This window comes from Chryseobacterium sp. WG23, assembly GCF_024586575.1.
GTDB lineage: Bacteria > Bacteroidota > Bacteroidia > Flavobacteriales > Weeksellaceae > Chryseobacterium.
Genome location: NZ_JALCZE010000001.1, coordinates 490,810 through 507,352 on the forward strand (window position 1 = coordinate 490,810; position 16,543 = coordinate 507,352).

The window sequence follows — 16,543 nt, forward strand, 5'->3', positions numbered from 1 at the left end:
GTTTATGAAATTAATCCATAAAAAAAATAAGAATTACTCCCAGGTTTTTCAATTGTTCACGGAAGAAGAATGGGCAAAATCCTATACAAATTTCAATAAAAATATAAGCAACTTTTTTACCGGAAAGAAATACGAAACTTTTGTTCATACGGATGAGAAAACCATTATTTATTTTATTGGTTTAGGTAAAAACTCTCTTCAGGATTTTGAAATACAACAGGTAGGGAATGCATTTTCTCAGGCACAAAAAGAAAAGCTGTTAGCTGTTCCCACTTTAGTAGTGGCAGATTTCATCAACAAGAAACAATTTGAGGAATTTGTAAAAGGATTGTTAACAGGAACCTACAATTATCCTTTTGAAAAAACACATGCATTCTGGAATCCGGCATTTGAGCTTCACTCTGAAAATATAAGTCAGAAAACATTGGATCTAATCAGTCGGAAAGCAGAAGCATTAAGCAATGGGCAAACCGCCTGCCAGGAATGGCTGAATAAGCCTGCCAATTTGAAAAAGCCTGATATTTTCAGTGCATACCTTAAAAACTTAGCTAAAAAACACGGGTTAAAATACACTGTTTTCAATAGAAAAAAGTGTGAAGAACTCGGCTTGGGTGCTTATCTGGCCGTCAATCAGGGAAGTGCTTATGATGCGGCTTTCACCATTTTAGAATATAAAACTACTGTTAAAAATGCTAAAACCGTCGGTTTAGTAGGAAAATGCGTATTGTTTGATACGGGAGGTATTTCCATCAAGGGTTCCACCAATTTACACTATATGAAATCTGATATGGGCGGTGCTACAGCCGTTTTAGGTGCACTTATCTATGCTGCAGAAATGAAGCTTCCCGTCAATATCATAGCCGTTCTTCCTATCACGGATAATGCCGTTTCTGAAAAGGCATTCATTCCAAGTGATGTAGTAACTGCATACAACGGAAAAACAATTGAAGTGATAGACACTGATGCAGAAGGCAGGATGATCCTTGCAGACGGGCTCTCCTATCTTGCCAGGAATTATAAAACCGATTGTATGATTGATCTGGCAACACTCACGGGAAGTTCCGTAAGAATGTTCGGGGATACTTGCGGTGCTTTATTTTCCAATAATGAAGACCTGAAAAATCTTTTAATAAAAACAGGAGATCAGACTAATCAGAGACTGTGGAATCTTCCGCTTTGGGACATCTGGAAAGATGACATCCAGTCTGATGTAGCAGACCTGAAAAACATCTCTCTGAAGCCTATTGGAGATTGTATTATCGCCGCAAAATTCTTAGAGCAATTCACTGAAGGCCACCCTCGTTGGGCTCATTTAGATATCGCCGGAGTAGCCTTCGGAAATGTGAAGTATGCTAAGGAAAAAGCAGCCACCGGATTTGGGGTTCAATTACTGGCCGATTTAATCGAAAATTATCATTAAAAATTAGTTTTTTACAAAAAAACTCTGTATACTTGAGTAGAGATTTCTCAAAAGTTCAGCATATTTCAATTTTTGATATTAATCAAACAACAAAGAATTGCTTTTATTTTTGATAATTCACTAAACTTAAAAAAACATTATATGGAGGAGAAAACTATTGTATGTATTTCGTGCTATTACAAGGGTTACGATTTCATGGACGAAATGAAAGCACTCGGTAATAAAATAATCTTAATTACATCAGAAAACCTTAAAGAAAAAAACTGGCCCTGGCATGCTATTGAAGAAACCTTCTATATGCCGGAATTAAAACCCTCAGTATGGAATCTTGAGCATTTAATTCAGGGGTTTTCACATCTGATGAAAACCCGAAAAGTAGATGCTGTAGTAGCTCTTGATGATTACGATGTGGAGAAAGCTGCCCTGATCAGAGAAACATTTCGTATTCCGGGGATGGGACAGACTACCCACCGGTATTTCAGAGATAAACTGGCTATGAGGCAGAAAGCGAAAGATTCAGGAATCAGTGTTCCTGAGTTTACCGCGGTCTTCAATGATGATGAGGTGAATAGCTTTGCAGAAAGGGTTCCTGCTCCCTGGGTATTGAAACCACGGTCAGAAGCTTCAGCATCGGGAATTAAGAAACTTACCTCCAAAGAGCAGCTTCATGAAGCTTTAGATCTTCTTGGGGAAGAACGTCACCTTTTTTTACTGGAAAGCTTTAAGCCCGGAGATGTTTATCATGTAGACAGCCTTACTTTTAATAAAGAAATAGTATTTACCTCAGCTTCAAAATATCTGGCTCCTCCTATGCAGGTTTCTCATGAAGGAGGCGTGTTCAGGTCTAAAACCTTAGGAAGATATTCAGAAGAATTTAAAGCTCTTGAAGAGATCAATGCCAGAGTTCTCACCAATTTCGGACTGCTCAATGGGGCAACCCATACAGAGTTTATCCGGGGAAAAGAAAACGGAAAATGGTACTTCCTGGAAACATCTTCCAGGGTAGGTGGAGCACACATTCCCGATTTGGTGGAAGCATCAAGCAATATTAATATCTGGCGAGAGTGGGCCAAAATTGAGGATGCTCTTTTAAGGGTTAAATCTTATACCATTTCTCCTCCTACAGGATATTATTCGGGATTAATCATTGCTTTGATTAAAGATAAGGAACCGGATTACAGTAATTTTGAATGTGAAGAGGTCGTGAAGTTTCTGCCGATAGATCATCACGTTGGAATTGTTTACAAATCCAAGGATTCTGCTATCATACAGGAAAAACTGGATAGTGCTGCCGATAAGATCCAGGCAGAAATGCTCAATATTTTACCGCCAAAAGTAAGAAGCTGAGCCATTAAACATAATTATTAAAGAAAAATTTATCAATGCCTCATATAGAACATACGGAGTATTATTCAAATATACTGGGAATAAGCCTTAAAGTGGAAGTGACCGGACATTACGGACATCCTATCATTATGTTTCCAACTTCTCAGGGCCAATATACCCAAAACCATGATTTTCATCTCAATGGAAGTATCAACTGGTTTGTAGAACAGGGAAAAGTAAAATTGTATAATATCCAGACCATCGACGGCTGGAGCTTTTATGATGAAAGTATTTCGCCACAGCAGAGAATAAGAAATTATGAACGCTATGTACAGTTCCTCATTAAAGAATTTGTTCCCTATATTCAGAAACTCCATAAAACCCATCGGGTAGCAGTAGCCGGAGCCAGCTTCGGAGGCTATCACGCGGCTAACTTTGCCTTTAGGTTTCCTGATGTAGTCTCTCATCTGTTCTGTCTTTCGGGAGCTTTCAGCATAAGAAATTTTATGGATGGGTATTCTGATGATTTGGTTTACTTCAACTGCCCAAGGGAGTTTATAAAAAATGATGAGGCCTGGAAATATAAACATATGCATATTGTCCTCAGCACTTCCGATCAGGATATCTGTAAAGACAAGAATATTGAAATGGCAGAAATCCTAAGGGTAAAAGGCATAGACTTCTGGTATGATGAAAGAAAATGGATAGGACATGACTGGCCGTTATGGAGAATGGTCTTTCCTACATTTATAAGTGCTTATTTCTCTTAAATAACGATTTATAAACCACAAAGCTGTAACATTTAAGTTTTTAAAAACTTTCACCCTTCCTGAATATCACAATTAAATACGTGGTGATTCACCTTCCCCGAGAGGTGTCCAATCAAAGATTTAACAGGTTCGTTTTAGGAATGATAAATAGTAAAAATATATACCAATAAAAAAACAAAAATTATGACAAAAAAAGTAGGAATTCTATTCGGCATGGAAGATACGTTCCCTTGGGCATTCATAGACAAGGTCAATGAACTGGGTGGCGGAGAGATTGTAGCCGAACCTGTAACCATTGATAAACTGGAGCAAGGAGCAGATTATGGATATGCAGTGATTATCGACAGAATTTCACAAGATGTTCCTTTTTACAGAGCTTACCTGAAAAATGCCGCACTTAACGGGACGTACGTAATCAACAATCCGTTCTGGTGGAGTGCCGATGAAAAATTTTTCAACAATGCCCTGATGACCAAATTGGGAATCCCCCTTCCAAAGACTGTTTTGCTGCCTTCCCATGAAAGGCCTTCCGACACTTCGGAAACCTCATTCAGAAACCTTAAGTTTCCTCATGACTGGGAATATATCTTCAATTATGTGGGCTTCCCAGCCTATATGAAACCTCACGATGGTGGCGGCTGGAAAAGTGTATACAGAGTTGAAAACCCTGATGACCTTTGGAATAAACTGGGAGAAACGGAACAGCTGGTAATGATGGTTCAGGAGGAAATCATTTTCGAAGATTATTACAGGGTATACTGTCTGGGAAGAAAATATGTTCACATCATGCCTTATGAGCCCAGAAATGCACCTCATTTGAGATATGCCACCACTCATCAGACTGAGGGTGAAGAGCTGAAAAAACTATTAAAAACCATTCACGATTATACCATCAAGATGAATGAAGCGCTAGGGTATGATTTCAACACAGTAGAGTTTGCGGTAAGAGACGGCATTCCTTATGCTATTGATTTCTGCAATCCGGCTCCGGATGCAGACAGAAATTCTGTAGGAGAAGAAAACTTTGCCTGGATTATAGAACATGCAGCAAAACTGGCTGTAGAAAAAGCTAAAGAATATGTTCCGGGAAAACCTAATATTACCTGGGGAACCTTTGTGAAGGATTCAATCAAATAACATTGAAAAAGAAATAAAAAAACACAAGAAAATGCATCAATTTACTATTGGAATCGAAGAAGAATATCAGATCATTGATGTTGAAAGCAGGGATCTTATTTCTCACGTTTCAAAAATCATTGAAGGTGGCAAAGCCGTTTTAAGTGAAAATTTAAAACACGAAATGCACGAATCCATGATTGAAATGGAAACGGGGATCTGTCAGAATATCCAGGAAGCGAGGGCCGAACTGACGAATTTAAGACGGCATTTGATCAATACCGCTCATGAACAGGGATTGCGGGTATCCGGAGGAGGCACACATCCTTTCTCACATTGGTCAGAAAACACCATCACGCAGGGAGAAAGGTATATCAAAATTGTTGATGATATGGGAGATGTTGCCCGTGAAAACCTTATTTTTGGCCTGCATGTACATATTGGAATTCCTAACCGTGAAGAAGGAGTAAGAATACAGAATGTCATGCGTTATTTTCTTCCCCATGTTTACGCTCTTTCTACCAATTCACCCTTCTGGATCGGACGAAACACAGGTTTTAAATCTTACAGACAGGAAATTTTTGTCAAGTTTCCAAGAACAGGTATTCCCAGTTATTTTAATTCTTTAGGAGAGTTTGACAGTTATGTAGATCTTCTGATCAAAACCGGAACCATTGATAATGCCAAGAAAATATGGTGGGACTTAAGGGTTCATCCATTTTACCCTACCATAGAATTCAGAATCTGTGATATGCCCTTAAGGATTGACGAAACAGTCTGCCTTGCTGCCATTATGCAGTGCCTTGTTGCTAAGATTTACAAGCTCCATCAGCTGAATTTAAGTTTCAGAAGCTATAGAAGGCTGCTTTTGAATGAAAATAAATGGAGGGCTTCCAAAAGTGGTATTGACGCACATCTGATTGATTTTGGAAAAGAAGAATCTGTTCCGTATCCTCATCTTTTAAAAGAACTTTTAGAATTTATAGATGATGTAGTAGATGATTTAGGATGCAGGAATGAAGTTGAATATGCCTGGACGATTCTGGAAAACGGAACCGGTGCAGACAGACAGCTTCAAATATTTAAGGAAACAGGAGATCTGACGAAAGTAGTAGATTATATGATCTCAGAAACAGAATATGGAATCACACACGGCCAGCCTGCTTCATAATATTTTTGGTAACTTTACAAAAAATATGATGTAATGAAAGATATTCGAATTGCTCTGCTGGATATGAATAACAACCATGTTAATCAAGGCTTTAGGAACATAAAAGAAATTTCTGAAGCATTCCAACAGAATTCTGAAGAAAATGTAGTTATTAAAACATTTGATATTAGGTTTAAAGATGAAATGCCGGAAATTGGAGATTTTGATATCTTCATTTCTTCGGGTGGTCCCGGTAATCCACACAGAGAAGGTTTAGAGTGGGAAAACAGGTTTGCGCTATTTCTAGACGCCATTTTTGAGCATAATCAGTATAATGAAGATAAAAAATACCTGTTCCTGATCTGTCATTCATTTCAGCTGGCAAGTATTCATTGGAATCTGGGCAATATCTGCAAAAGAAAATCCTACTCTTTCGGAGTCATGCCTGTTCACAAAACAAAAGAAGGCAAAGAGGAGTTTTTATTTAAAAATCTTCAGGATCCTTTTTATGCAGTAGACTCCAGAGCCTATCAGTTTATTGAGCCAGATCATAAGCGTTTTGAAAAATTGGGTATGAAAATCGTTGCTATAGAAAAATCCCGTCCCCATATCAATTTAGAAAGGGCCATAATGGCTATCCGCTTTTCAGATGAAATATTCGGAACCCAGTTTCACCCTGAAGCCAGTCCTGAAGCTTTGATAGAAAATCTGAAAGATGATAAAAACAAAGAAGCCATGATCGAAAACTTCGGAATGGAAAAATATCTTGAAACAATGGATAGAATAGATGATGAAGATAAAATCATCCTAACCAGAAACCAGGTCCTTCCAAGGTTCCTTCAGTTTGCAAAAAAAAACATTTTGAAAAAGGCTGAATCTTTAGCTTAAAAATTGTGAACAACATGCATGTGAACTCACATTAAGTAGCTAAACCATACATAAATCGGGCATACATGCTCGATTTTTTTAACATCACAAAAGAAAAAATATGATCCCAAAATACAGAAAACAGTTTAATCAGGAATATTCTCAAGAAAAATACCGGCAGCTCAAAGATATCTTAAAAGAAAAAGGCGGTGTAGAACCTGGCTTCAGGATTTCAGAAAGCCCGATTATTCTTTCCAAAGAATTTGAAACAAAACTTCTTGAGGCCACTGAAAGCATCATCAGCCAGATCAATGCACTTCCGGCGGAAACTCTGAGAAAAGCTATTCCTGAGAACTGCAGGGTTCCTAATGATACCAACAGGCCTCATTTTTTCACTATAGATTTTGGAGTGTGCAGAGGTAAAAATGGAAAAATAGTACCTCAGCTGATTGAGCTGCAGGCATTTCCTTCATTGTATGCTTTTCAGAAAACTTTTGAGGATGCATTTTGTGAAGTCTACCCTTTTCTTTCGGAGATCAGAAACCCAATGCCTCACGAAACCTTTAAAAGTCTCCTGAAGGAACTGATCGTAGGTGATGAAAACCCTGAAAATGTAATCCTATTGGAAATTTTTCCCGAAAAACAGAAAACAGCAATAGATTTTGCTTTAACAGAAAAGTTACTGGGTATTAAAACTGTCTGTCTGACAAAAGTAAAAAAGGACGGCAAAAAACTATACTATGAGAACAATGGAAAACTGGTTCAGATCAAAAGAATCTATAATCGGGTTATTTTTGATGAGCTGGACAGAATCCCTAATCTCACTACAGAATTTGATTTCCGTGAAGACGTGGAAGTACAATGGATTACACACCCCAACTGGTTCTTTAAAATATCAAAATACCTTCTTCCGCTGCTACAACATCAGTATGTTCCCAAAAGCTATTTTTTACATGAATTTCCCCAACATGAAAACCTTGAAGATTTTGTATTGAAGCCTTTATTTTCATTCGCAGGAAGTGGGGTGAATCTGAACCCAACAAAGGAGGTTACGGAGGCTATTGAAGATAAAGAAAACTATATTCTGCAGAGAAAAGTAAGCTATGAACCTATTTTTGAAGATATCAACGGTGAATTTTCAAAAGCAGAGATCCGGTTATTGTATATTTGGAGAGAAAATGATGAACGCCCTATTCTGCTGGAAAATCTGGGAAGAATGACCAAAGCGGCAATGGTGAATGTAGACTTCAACAAGAAAGATGCTATTTGGATTGGAAGTTCCAATGCTTTTTTTGCCTTAGACTAATTTATTTTTTATCAATTTTGCAACTCAAAACTCAATCACTCCACCTTAGAATAACTCCACTCAATGAATGTAAAAACCTTTGAAGAGCTGATGTTTCAATCACTTGGACTGGTCTGCTCAGCTATTGAAGAAGATCCCGAATGCAAAGATTACTCAGGTTTTAATTGTACAGTAAATCATTTGAAAATAAAATTTCGTATTTCCAAAATAACACCTACCAAAACAGGGCAGTTTGTAACCATTTGGAAGAGGAATGAAAAGGGAGAAACAACCCCTTTTGAACTGAGTGATAATTTTGATTTTTATATGGTTGCAGCTTTTAAAGACTCTCTTTCGGGAATATTTATTTTTCCAAAAAAGGTTCTGTCAGAAAAAGGAATCCTATCTGATGGAAAAAAAACCGGTAAACGGGGAATCAGGGTATATCCTGGTTGGGATATCACAGAAAGTAAACAGGCAAAAAAAACTCAGGAATGGCAGACAAAATATTTCATCGGATTTTCTGATGATAAAAATAAAATGCTTCAGCAAGCTAAGCTCCTGTTGAATATTTAATTCAATTTTAGTGCGGGATAAGACATTTCTGCTTTGCCAACTTATTTAGGACGGGACATTATAAAAACAAAAGCCTCCGAAAGATTCGAAGGCTTTGTTATTAAACAGATACAATTAAGTTTATTAAAAAACAAAATTCTATTTAAAAGTTATTATTATCTTCCAGTAATTCTCGTGCCTGATATTCCTGTACAAGGTCAATCGCATTAGAAATTACATCGCTTAAAGCTGTAATAAACGTTCCTTCTTCAGCCATTCCCATGGCATGCTTCAACGCTTCAATTTCCTTTGGAATAATCTCATAACTTACGTCTTTACCGGCTTCATTAATCCCGTCTATAATAAGCCCGTTAATCTCATCTTCCGTTCTTCCACGAAGGTGTTTTTCATTACGGATGATAATATAATCGAACATTCTTCCGGCAATCTTTCCACACTCCCTGATATCGCTATCCCGTCTGTCTCCAACCCCAGAAATAATGCCTATTTTCTTGGTAGATTCAACATTCTTCAGATAATCTTCAATAGCTTCGTAGCCTGAAGGGTTATGGGCAAAATCAATCAGAACTTTAAAGTTTTTGAATTTAAAGACATTCAGCCTTCCCGGAGTAAGCTGTGCACTCGGAATAAATGTTCGTAAAGAATTGGAGATATCTTCAATTCCAAACCCGTGAAGATAACTCGCCAAACTCGCGGCCAATACATTTTCAATCATGAATCTGGCTTTTCCTTCCATGGTAATAGGAAAGTCTTTCGCTTTTCCTATCCTGATCTTCCAGTCGCCTTTTTTGATCGTTACAAAACCTTCTTCATATACACAGGTAATTCTTCCTTCTTTCGCAAACTTAACGATATGGGGATTGTTCTCATTCATACTGAAAATAGCCACATTACAGTCCAGATCATTAACGATCTTCATGGAGTATTCGTTATCAGCATTAAGAACGCTCCAGCCACTTTTCTTTACACTGTCCAGAACGACTCTTTTTACTTTGGTAAGATCTCTTAAGTTATGAACATCATTCATTCCCAAGTGATCTTCCTCAATATTGGTCAATACTCCTATATCACATTGTGAAAAGCCTAATCCGGAACGCAGGATACCCCCTCTGGCAGTTTCAAGAACGGCAAATTCTACAGTAGGATCTTTTAAAATAAATTCTGCAGAAAGCGGCCCTGTAGTATCTCCTTTTGTAAGCATGGTATTCTGGATATAAATACCGTCTGAAGTAGTGAAACCTACCCTATGGCCATTGCTTTTAACAATATGTGAAATCAGCCTAGTCGTTGTTGTCTTTCCATTGGTTCCTGTTACAGCAATGATCGGAATTGTAGAAGGTTTTCCCTGTGGATACAGCATATCCACTACCGGAGCCGCGACATTTCTTGGCAATCCCTCACTCGGAGCCAAATGCATTCTGAACCCGGGAGCTGCATTTACTTCTATAATAGCACCACCGCTCTCCTTTAAAGGCTGGGTCAGGTTTTCCGCCATAATATCAATACCACATACATCTAAGCCTATGATTTTAGATATTCTTTCGGCCATTGTGATATTTTCCGGGTGCACCATATCGGTAACATCTATTGAAGTTCCTCCCGTTGACAGGTTTGCCGTTGATTTCAGGTATACCACTTCTCCTCTTTGAGGTACTGTTTCAAGGGTATACTGAAGCTTTTCCAGCAATTCCAAAGTATCTTTATCTACCTCTATTTCAGTAAGTACGTTTTCATGCCCATATCCTCTTCTTGGATCTTTATTTTCTTTTTCAATAAGCTCATGAAGGTTCAGCTCGCCGTCTCCCACTACATGGGCGGGAACCCTTCTTGCTGCCGCAACCATTTTATTATCTATAACCAGCACTCTGAAATCATACCCTGTAATATATTTTTCAACAATTACTTTTTTAGAATATTTCTGAGCATGCTCCAATCCTATTTTAGCAGATTCCCAATCGTTTACGTTAATTGATGATCCTTTTCCGTGATTCCCATCCAGGGGTTTCAAAACGATAGGATAACCTATTTTTTTGATCACAGCATTTAAATCCTCTTCATCAACGACAAGATCTCCGATAGGAACAGGAATGGCAGCATCATGAAGCATTCTCTTAGTGAGTTCTTTATTACATGCAATATCTACAGCAATGGAACTTGTTTTCCCTGTAATAGTCGCCTGGAATCTCTGTTGATTCACCCCATATCCCAGCTGCACCAAAGAATTGGTTCCCAGTCTGATCCACGGGATTTTTCTGGAAACTGCTTCTTCAACAATACTTCCGGTGGAGGGACCGAGCCGAACACGCTCTCTGATCTCTTTTAGTTTATGAATACAGGCATTGATATCATAGTCTTTCCCTTCTATTAGGGCTAAAGCAATTTTCACAGCTTCTTCAGCAGCATAAATTCCTGCATTCTCCTCAATATAGTTGAATACCACATTATATATTCCCGGAGTTTTGGTTTCACGGGTCCTCCCGAAGCCAACATCCATACCGGCCAGCGTTTGGATCTCCAAAGCAATATGCTCTATCACATGCCCCATCCAGGTTCCCGTTTCCACTCTATGGAAAAAACCTCCTTCCACTCCTTCTGAGCATCTGTGAGTCATCAACGATGGGATTAATTTTTCAATCCTTTCCCTGAATCCTTCTATTTTATTGGTAGGATAATTCTCCATTTCTTCGAGGTCTAACCTCATCTGTATCAGTTTCTTTCTTCTGATACTCCAGATATTAGGACCACGCAGTGCCTGAATCTTTTCGATTTTCATAGTCTATTGGCATTTTAACAGTTAACAATAACTCCTTTTATAGCCAAAGATAATGTAAAACCCTAAACGAAACTATAGCAGATTTAAAGATTTATTAAAAAAAAATTAATTTCTCTTCACATTTTTAAAACATTAAAAATCAACTAAAGATGGCACGAATTTCGCCAAATAATGTTAATTATTTTTTAATTTTGTACCATGACGAAACCTGTTGGAAAATTAATAGTTATCGGAGGCGCTGTAAACAAAGGAAGTTTTGCGGAAACCGATTATGATCAGAACATCGAGAAGAACCTTAATTTTTTTGAGCGAGGAATTTTAAGAAAGATTATTAATGAATCAAAACTGAAGGAAGATTCTGTTATCGAGGTTGTAACAACAGCCTCTCAAATTCCTCAGATCGTAGGAACAGAATACAAAAAAGCATTTGAGTTTCTAGGTGCCAGAAATGTCAATATTCTGGATATCCACAACCGCGAAGAAGCGAATTCTGATGCCATGGTGGCAAGAGCCAATGCTGCAGATGTAATGATGTTTACCGGTGGAGACCAGTTGAGACTTACTTCTATTCTTGGAGGAACAAGATTTCACGACACTATTTTATTAAAATATCAGGAACAGGATTTCATTTATTCCGGAACTTCCGCAGGAGCTGCTGCTGCTTCTGAAAATATGATCTATCAGGGAAGCAGTTCTGAAGCTCTGTTAAAAGGAGAAATCAAAACAACACAAGGCTTAGGATTAATTGATAATGTTATCATTGATACTCATTTTGTACAGCGAGGCAGAATCGGGCGCCTTTTCCAGGCTGTGGTTAATAATCCGAGAACATTGGGAATCGGACTAGGTGAAGATACAGGACTTTTCATCCATAATGATGTAATGACTGCTGTAGGCTCCGGTCTTGTTATTTTAGTTGACGGCAGATTCATCAAAGACACCAACCTTACGAATATTAATTTAGGAGAACCTATCTCTATTGATAATTTAACGGTACATGTAATGTCTATGAACGATCATTATGATCTTACTACGAAAACACTGACTATTGAAAATTCTCAGTTTAACCCTATTCCACAGGATAAATAATCTAAAAATTATTCAAAAGTAATTCCTATTTTAGTTAAAAAATAAAGCTAAATGGCAGAAGGAAAAATTGAAGAATTTATAGATCTCCTTTTGGAGGGCTATGACGTTGCCAATAAACAGGAAATCATTTCAAACTGTTCTTTTGCTTATACAAACCCAGCTCAGTATATAGCCGATAATGAAGCGGAATGGGTAATTGAAAGTGATGAAGACGGTGCTTTTGAGTTTTCAGTTACTAACGAATTGTTTTCTTTTCTGATCCGTGGTGACAAAATAGATGAAATACACGAGCTCATTGATGAAAGCCTTAACAATATCATCGGAGATTTTCCAATGGGAGTAAAATATGTATCAGATTATTTTGCGTGGCTGCAGCCCAGGCTTGATCAGGAAAATCCTCCATTGGAAATTATTGAGCTCGCAGACAGTTATTCTGATGAATTACAGCTGATGATTGTAGAAAAGCATAATGTAGAAAATATTTCAAAGCTTTGTCAGGAATTAAGGGTTCATTTTAGAAGGACTACAGTGCCTTATTAACCTTTTCCAGACAGATAATAATTTAAAAAGTAAAAACTAAACTTTATTTATGAAGCTCATTATCCACGGTGGTTTTTTTTCGGAAAGCGATCAAAGCCATGAAGTAAAGACCGCAAAACAGGAATCTTTAAAAGAAATAGCCAAAAAAGCATTTGAATACCTTCAGACTCATTCGGCCTTTGATACAGTAGCCTATGCCGTTTCTCTTCTGGAGGATGATCCTTTGTACAATGCGGGAATCGGTTCACAAATTCAGAGTGATGGTGTTATCCGTATGAGTGCAGCTATTATGAACGGGGATACCCAGAAATTAAGTGGCGTCATCAACCTTCAGGATGTAAAAAATCCCATACTCGTTGCCAAAGATCTGATTGGGGAAGATGACCGTGTTTTAGGAGGGAAAGGAGCAAAGATCTATGCTACAGAGCATGGTTTTGAACACTTTTCTACAGAAATCCCACAAAGAAGGAAAGAATATGAAGCCAAGCTCAGCAATGGTGGAAAAGGAACAGTAGGCTGTGTAGCCATTGATAAAGAAGGGAAATTAGCCGCCGCTACTTCCACTGGCGGAAAAGGGTTCGAAATTCCGGGAAGAATTTCAGATTCTGCCACTGTGGCCGGAAATTATGCCAATTCATTCTGTGCAGTAAGCTGTACAGGTGTGGGTGAAGATATTGTAAGCAATGCCACTGCCACAAAAATTGTAACAAGGGTTACTGACGGCATGAGCCTTGAAAAAGCCTTTCAAAAAACTTTTGATGAGCTTAAAACTATTGATGGATTTGCGGGAGCCATTGCTATAGACAACAATGGAAATATCTATCATCAGGATTCCTATCCTACTATGGTTTTTGCAAGTTTCGATGGTAAAGATTTTGAAGTCTTCTTTTAATTTTAACATTTTTTTATCATTGTATTTATTTTTTTGGCACGTATTTTACATACTTATTAATAACAAATTTTAATATTAATACTTTAAAAATAGAAATCATGGGAAACAAAACAAAAGGCATATTAGCTTTATTAGGATTAGGAGCTTTAGCTTACTGGAAATATAAGAATTCAACTCCTGAAGATCAACAAGCTGTAAAAGATAAAATCAATACAGCAAAAGATAATCTTAACAAATGGGGAAATGACCTTAAAAGTAAAGCCAATGACGTTGCTTCTCAGGTTCAGAGTAAAGTGGATGAAGCTAAAACAAAAGCTGAAGATACTTTAAGCTAAGAAAATAGAAAGTAGTTTTTTTAACATTCATATATAGAAAAAGCCATCGTAATTATTGCGGTGGCTTTTTGATGGTCATTGTCCCGCCCTAAAATAAGTTGGTTTTCTGTCAACCTATTTTAGGACGACTCACATATTTCAAGATCAGGCGTAAAATTGGGTGGTTTCTCTTTAACGCAAAGTTCTATTTTTATTATGTTTGATTTTAAGTATGCTAAGAAATGAATCGATTGGAAATCGATTTTGATGAAGCCAACTTTTTATATCACTTATTCAGCGACAAAGTAGCCTTTCTTTGCTTCCTTAAAATAGAATATCCGAATTATTAACCGGTTATTTTTTCTGAGCCATCAATGCATATACCAATGGTATTTTATTTCCAAACTGGGGAATTCTCCATTTTCCTTTTTCAAATTCTTCTACATGCCTGAAACATGGATATGGTGACCAGTCAAATTCCTGAAATATTTTCAGTTCTATATCTTTTTTAATCAAATTATCCAGAACTTCTGCCAGGGAATGATTCCACATGACATATTCCTGTACAATAGGTGCCGACTGATCTGCATAAGTACCTTCATAGGTTTCTACAATTGGTTTTTCATTGAAATAATTGTAGGCTACTTTTGTAAAGTCATCATCAAACATCCAAACTACTGGATGAAACTCCGCCATAATAAACTGACCGCCAGGCTTCAGAAAATGACTGACTACCCCTGCCCATTTTTCCAGATCAGGAAGCCATCCTATAGTTCCGTAACTTGTATAAACAATATCAAATTGCCTATCCAAAACATCCGGTAAATTATAAACATCTGAGCAGATAAATTCCGTATCGGTTTCACATTGCTGAGCCAAATTGATTGCTGCTTCAATTGCTTTATCCGACAAATCAATTCCTGTCACTTTTGCCCCCATTCTTGAAAGCGAAATAGAATCCTGCCCAAAATGACACTGTAAGTGCAAAATACTCTTTCCTTGTATATCTCCCAGAAGCTCCAGTTCTATTGAATTGAGTGAACTTCTGCCATTTAAAAATTCATCTACAAAGTAAAAATCCGACTTCAAATGCGGATCTACTTTGGCATTCCATGAGTTTTTATTGATTTCTAAGTAATTTTCCATGATTGTTTTTCTTTAAGTAGTAAGCCCGGTTCGCTATTTTTCAAGCAATTTTTTCTTTTGCTCCAGAAATTCTTCCTCGCTTAAGACTCCGGATTCTTTTAATCTTCCTAATTGTTCGAGTTGGTCTAAAACATTAGGTTCAGATTTGTTCTGAAAAGTTTCTTCAGGACGAGATATGAACTCTCTTACTTTTTCACAAAACAGCTCAGCATGGTACTTTCCTACTCCATCAATCTCTACGATATCATCTGTAACCTGAATATCTATGGAAGCCAGTAAGAATGCTGTTTCATATTGTATGGAACTTATTTTGCTGTAAGAAAAGTCTTCTACTTTCAATCCGTACATGAATTCCTTATCCACAAAAATCAATCTTCTGTCTGTGGCTACTAAAATAATATGATGATTGTTTAATTTGTTTCTGCCTTCAACAAGATAGACAATTTTTTCATCTGCCAAAAGGATCTCCGGCAGTTCATGAATTTCTTTTCGGGCAAATATGGTAGGACTGATATCCAGCTTCTTAAGCTCATCCCTTATTTCGTCAAGTCTTGATTTTTCACTCATAGCATTAGTTTATGGAGCTAAATTACTATTTCTTAGTAATAAAAAATTTAATTCAATAAAAGTATTAGTCTTCTCCAGGTATCACAACGGAAGTGTGCAGGCAGTACATCTTCCATCCTAAGGTTTCATACAATAGTTTTCCTTCTTCTGTAGCCACTAATAAATTATTTGAAAATCCCTTTGATAGAGCTATTTTCTCAAGTTCTTTCAGTAAAAAAGTAGCAAGTCCTTTCCTTTGGTGATTTTTTTCGGTAATAATCCTGTCATAAACCGCAATATTATCTATAAGAGAGATACGGCCTATAGAAGCCTGCTCGCCATTTTCTGCTACAATTCTGACAACAAAAGTAGTGTTGTACTCAGAAAACTCCAGGTAATATCCTTCTGCAAGACTGATTTCCGGGAAATTCATCGGGTGAAAACAGGTCATCATATATCCCTGTGGCTGCAGTTTCCATCTTTCAGGGATTTTCTCTATAAATTCATCAGGAGAAGTGGATACTTTCAGATAAATCCAAGGCTCATCAATTGAATTTGCAAGTTGGAAAAAATCATCATTAAGCTGAGGAAATACAAAACGTTCTTTTTGTTTTTCATCGCCTACAATCACCCTGAATCCTGATGTATATGGTACAGGAAAAGACACTTCTCTTGATAAACACCATCCTTTAAGCCATTTTTCTACTATTGATACTTTATCCTTCATGATTCA

General features: G+C 37.4%; 16 protein-coding genes. 12 read left to right on the forward strand and 4 right to left on the reverse strand.

What is annotated here, in order from left to right:
• The first annotated feature begins 4 nt into the window (after window positions 1-4).
• The 8 genes from MP477_RS02255 to MP477_RS02290 all read left to right on the forward strand — a co-directional run bounded on the left by MP477_RS02255 (window position 5) and on the right by MP477_RS02290 (window position 8,510).
• Window positions 5-1,420, forward strand: a complete 1,416-nt coding sequence (locus MP477_RS02255; RefSeq protein ID WP_257188970.1) for a leucyl aminopeptidase family protein — start codon at window positions 5-7, stop codon at window positions 1,418-1,420.
• Window positions 1,421-1,561: 141 nt separating this feature from the next.
• On the forward strand, window positions 1,562-2,767 hold the full coding sequence (locus MP477_RS02260; RefSeq protein WP_257188971.1) for an acetyl-CoA carboxylase biotin carboxylase subunit family protein: 1,206 nt from the start codon (window positions 1,562-1,564) through the stop codon (window positions 2,765-2,767).
• A gap of 35 nt (window positions 2,768-2,802) precedes the next feature.
• Complete coding sequence (locus MP477_RS02265; RefSeq protein ID WP_257188972.1) at window positions 2,803-3,516, forward strand: alpha/beta hydrolase-fold protein; 714 nt, start codon at window positions 2,803-2,805, stop codon at window positions 3,514-3,516.
• A gap of 183 nt (window positions 3,517-3,699) precedes the next feature.
• Window positions 3,700-4,653: a RimK family alpha-L-glutamate ligase gene (locus tag MP477_RS02270; protein ID WP_230035232.1), complete on the forward strand. Its 954-nt coding sequence runs from the start codon at window positions 3,700-3,702 to the stop codon at window positions 4,651-4,653.
• A gap of 31 nt (window positions 4,654-4,684) precedes the next feature.
• Window positions 4,685-5,803, forward strand: coding sequence for a carboxylate-amine ligase (locus tag MP477_RS02275; protein ID WP_230035230.1), 1,119 nt, complete (start codon window positions 4,685-4,687; stop codon window positions 5,801-5,803).
• Window positions 5,804-5,836: 33 nt separating this feature from the next.
• Window positions 5,837-6,670: a type 1 glutamine amidotransferase gene (locus MP477_RS02280; RefSeq protein ID WP_257188973.1), complete on the forward strand. Its 834-nt coding sequence runs from the start codon at window positions 5,837-5,839 to the stop codon at window positions 6,668-6,670.
• A gap of 100 nt (window positions 6,671-6,770) precedes the next feature.
• Window positions 6,771-7,955, forward strand: coding sequence for a hypothetical protein (locus MP477_RS02285; protein WP_257188974.1), 1,185 nt, complete (start codon window positions 6,771-6,773; stop codon window positions 7,953-7,955).
• A 63-nt stretch (window positions 7,956-8,018) separates the two neighbouring features.
• Entirely contained in the window at window positions 8,019-8,510 is a 492-nt protein-coding gene (locus MP477_RS02290) for a MepB family protein (RefSeq protein WP_257188975.1), read from the forward strand.
• A 142-nt stretch (window positions 8,511-8,652) separates the two neighbouring features.
• Here MP477_RS02290 and cphA read toward each other — a convergent pair whose 3' ends face one another.
• Window positions 8,653-11,283: a cyanophycin synthetase gene (cphA, locus tag MP477_RS02295; RefSeq protein WP_257188976.1), complete on the reverse strand. Its 2,631-nt coding sequence runs from the start codon at window positions 11,281-11,283 to the stop codon at window positions 8,653-8,655.
• Window positions 11,284-11,481: 198 nt separating this feature from the next.
• Between cphA and MP477_RS02300 the strand changes: the two genes are divergently transcribed.
• From MP477_RS02300 to MP477_RS02315, 4 genes are all read left to right on the forward strand, one after another.
• Complete coding sequence (locus tag MP477_RS02300) at window positions 11,482-12,372, forward strand: cyanophycinase (protein WP_230035220.1); 891 nt, start codon at window positions 11,482-11,484, stop codon at window positions 12,370-12,372.
• Between the two features lie 51 nt (window positions 12,373-12,423).
• The gene (locus MP477_RS02305; protein WP_257188977.1) at window positions 12,424-12,912 is read left to right on the forward strand and encodes a hypothetical protein; all 489 of its coding nucleotides are present in this window, start codon (window positions 12,424-12,426) and stop codon (window positions 12,910-12,912) included.
• A gap of 49 nt (window positions 12,913-12,961) precedes the next feature.
• A complete protein-coding gene (locus tag MP477_RS02310) occupies window positions 12,962-13,804 on the forward strand; it encodes an isoaspartyl peptidase/L-asparaginase (RefSeq protein WP_257188978.1) in 843 nt (280 codons plus the stop codon).
• Between the two features lie 98 nt (window positions 13,805-13,902).
• Window positions 13,903-14,139 (forward strand): YtxH domain-containing protein, encoded by a 237-nt coding sequence (locus tag MP477_RS02315; protein WP_257188979.1) that lies wholly within the window; start codon window positions 13,903-13,905, stop codon window positions 14,137-14,139.
• A gap of 333 nt (window positions 14,140-14,472) precedes the next feature.
• Here MP477_RS02315 and MP477_RS02320 read toward each other — a convergent pair whose 3' ends face one another.
• The 3 genes from MP477_RS02320 to MP477_RS02330 all read right to left on the reverse strand — a co-directional run bounded on the left by MP477_RS02320 (window position 14,473) and on the right by MP477_RS02330 (window position 16,537).
• The gene (locus MP477_RS02320) at window positions 14,473-15,264 is read right to left on the reverse strand and encodes a bifunctional 2-polyprenyl-6-hydroxyphenol methylase/3-demethylubiquinol 3-O-methyltransferase UbiG (RefSeq protein WP_257188980.1); all 792 of its coding nucleotides are present in this window, start codon (window positions 15,262-15,264) and stop codon (window positions 14,473-14,475) included.
• A gap of 33 nt (window positions 15,265-15,297) precedes the next feature.
• The gene (locus MP477_RS02325) at window positions 15,298-15,831 is read right to left on the reverse strand and encodes a PH domain-containing protein (protein WP_257188981.1); all 534 of its coding nucleotides are present in this window, start codon (window positions 15,829-15,831) and stop codon (window positions 15,298-15,300) included.
• 64 nt (window positions 15,832-15,895) lie between these two features.
• On the reverse strand, window positions 15,896-16,537 hold the full coding sequence (locus tag MP477_RS02330) for a GNAT family N-acetyltransferase (protein WP_257188982.1): 642 nt from the start codon (window positions 16,535-16,537) through the stop codon (window positions 15,896-15,898).
• Window positions 16,538-16,543: the final 6 nt, after the last annotated feature.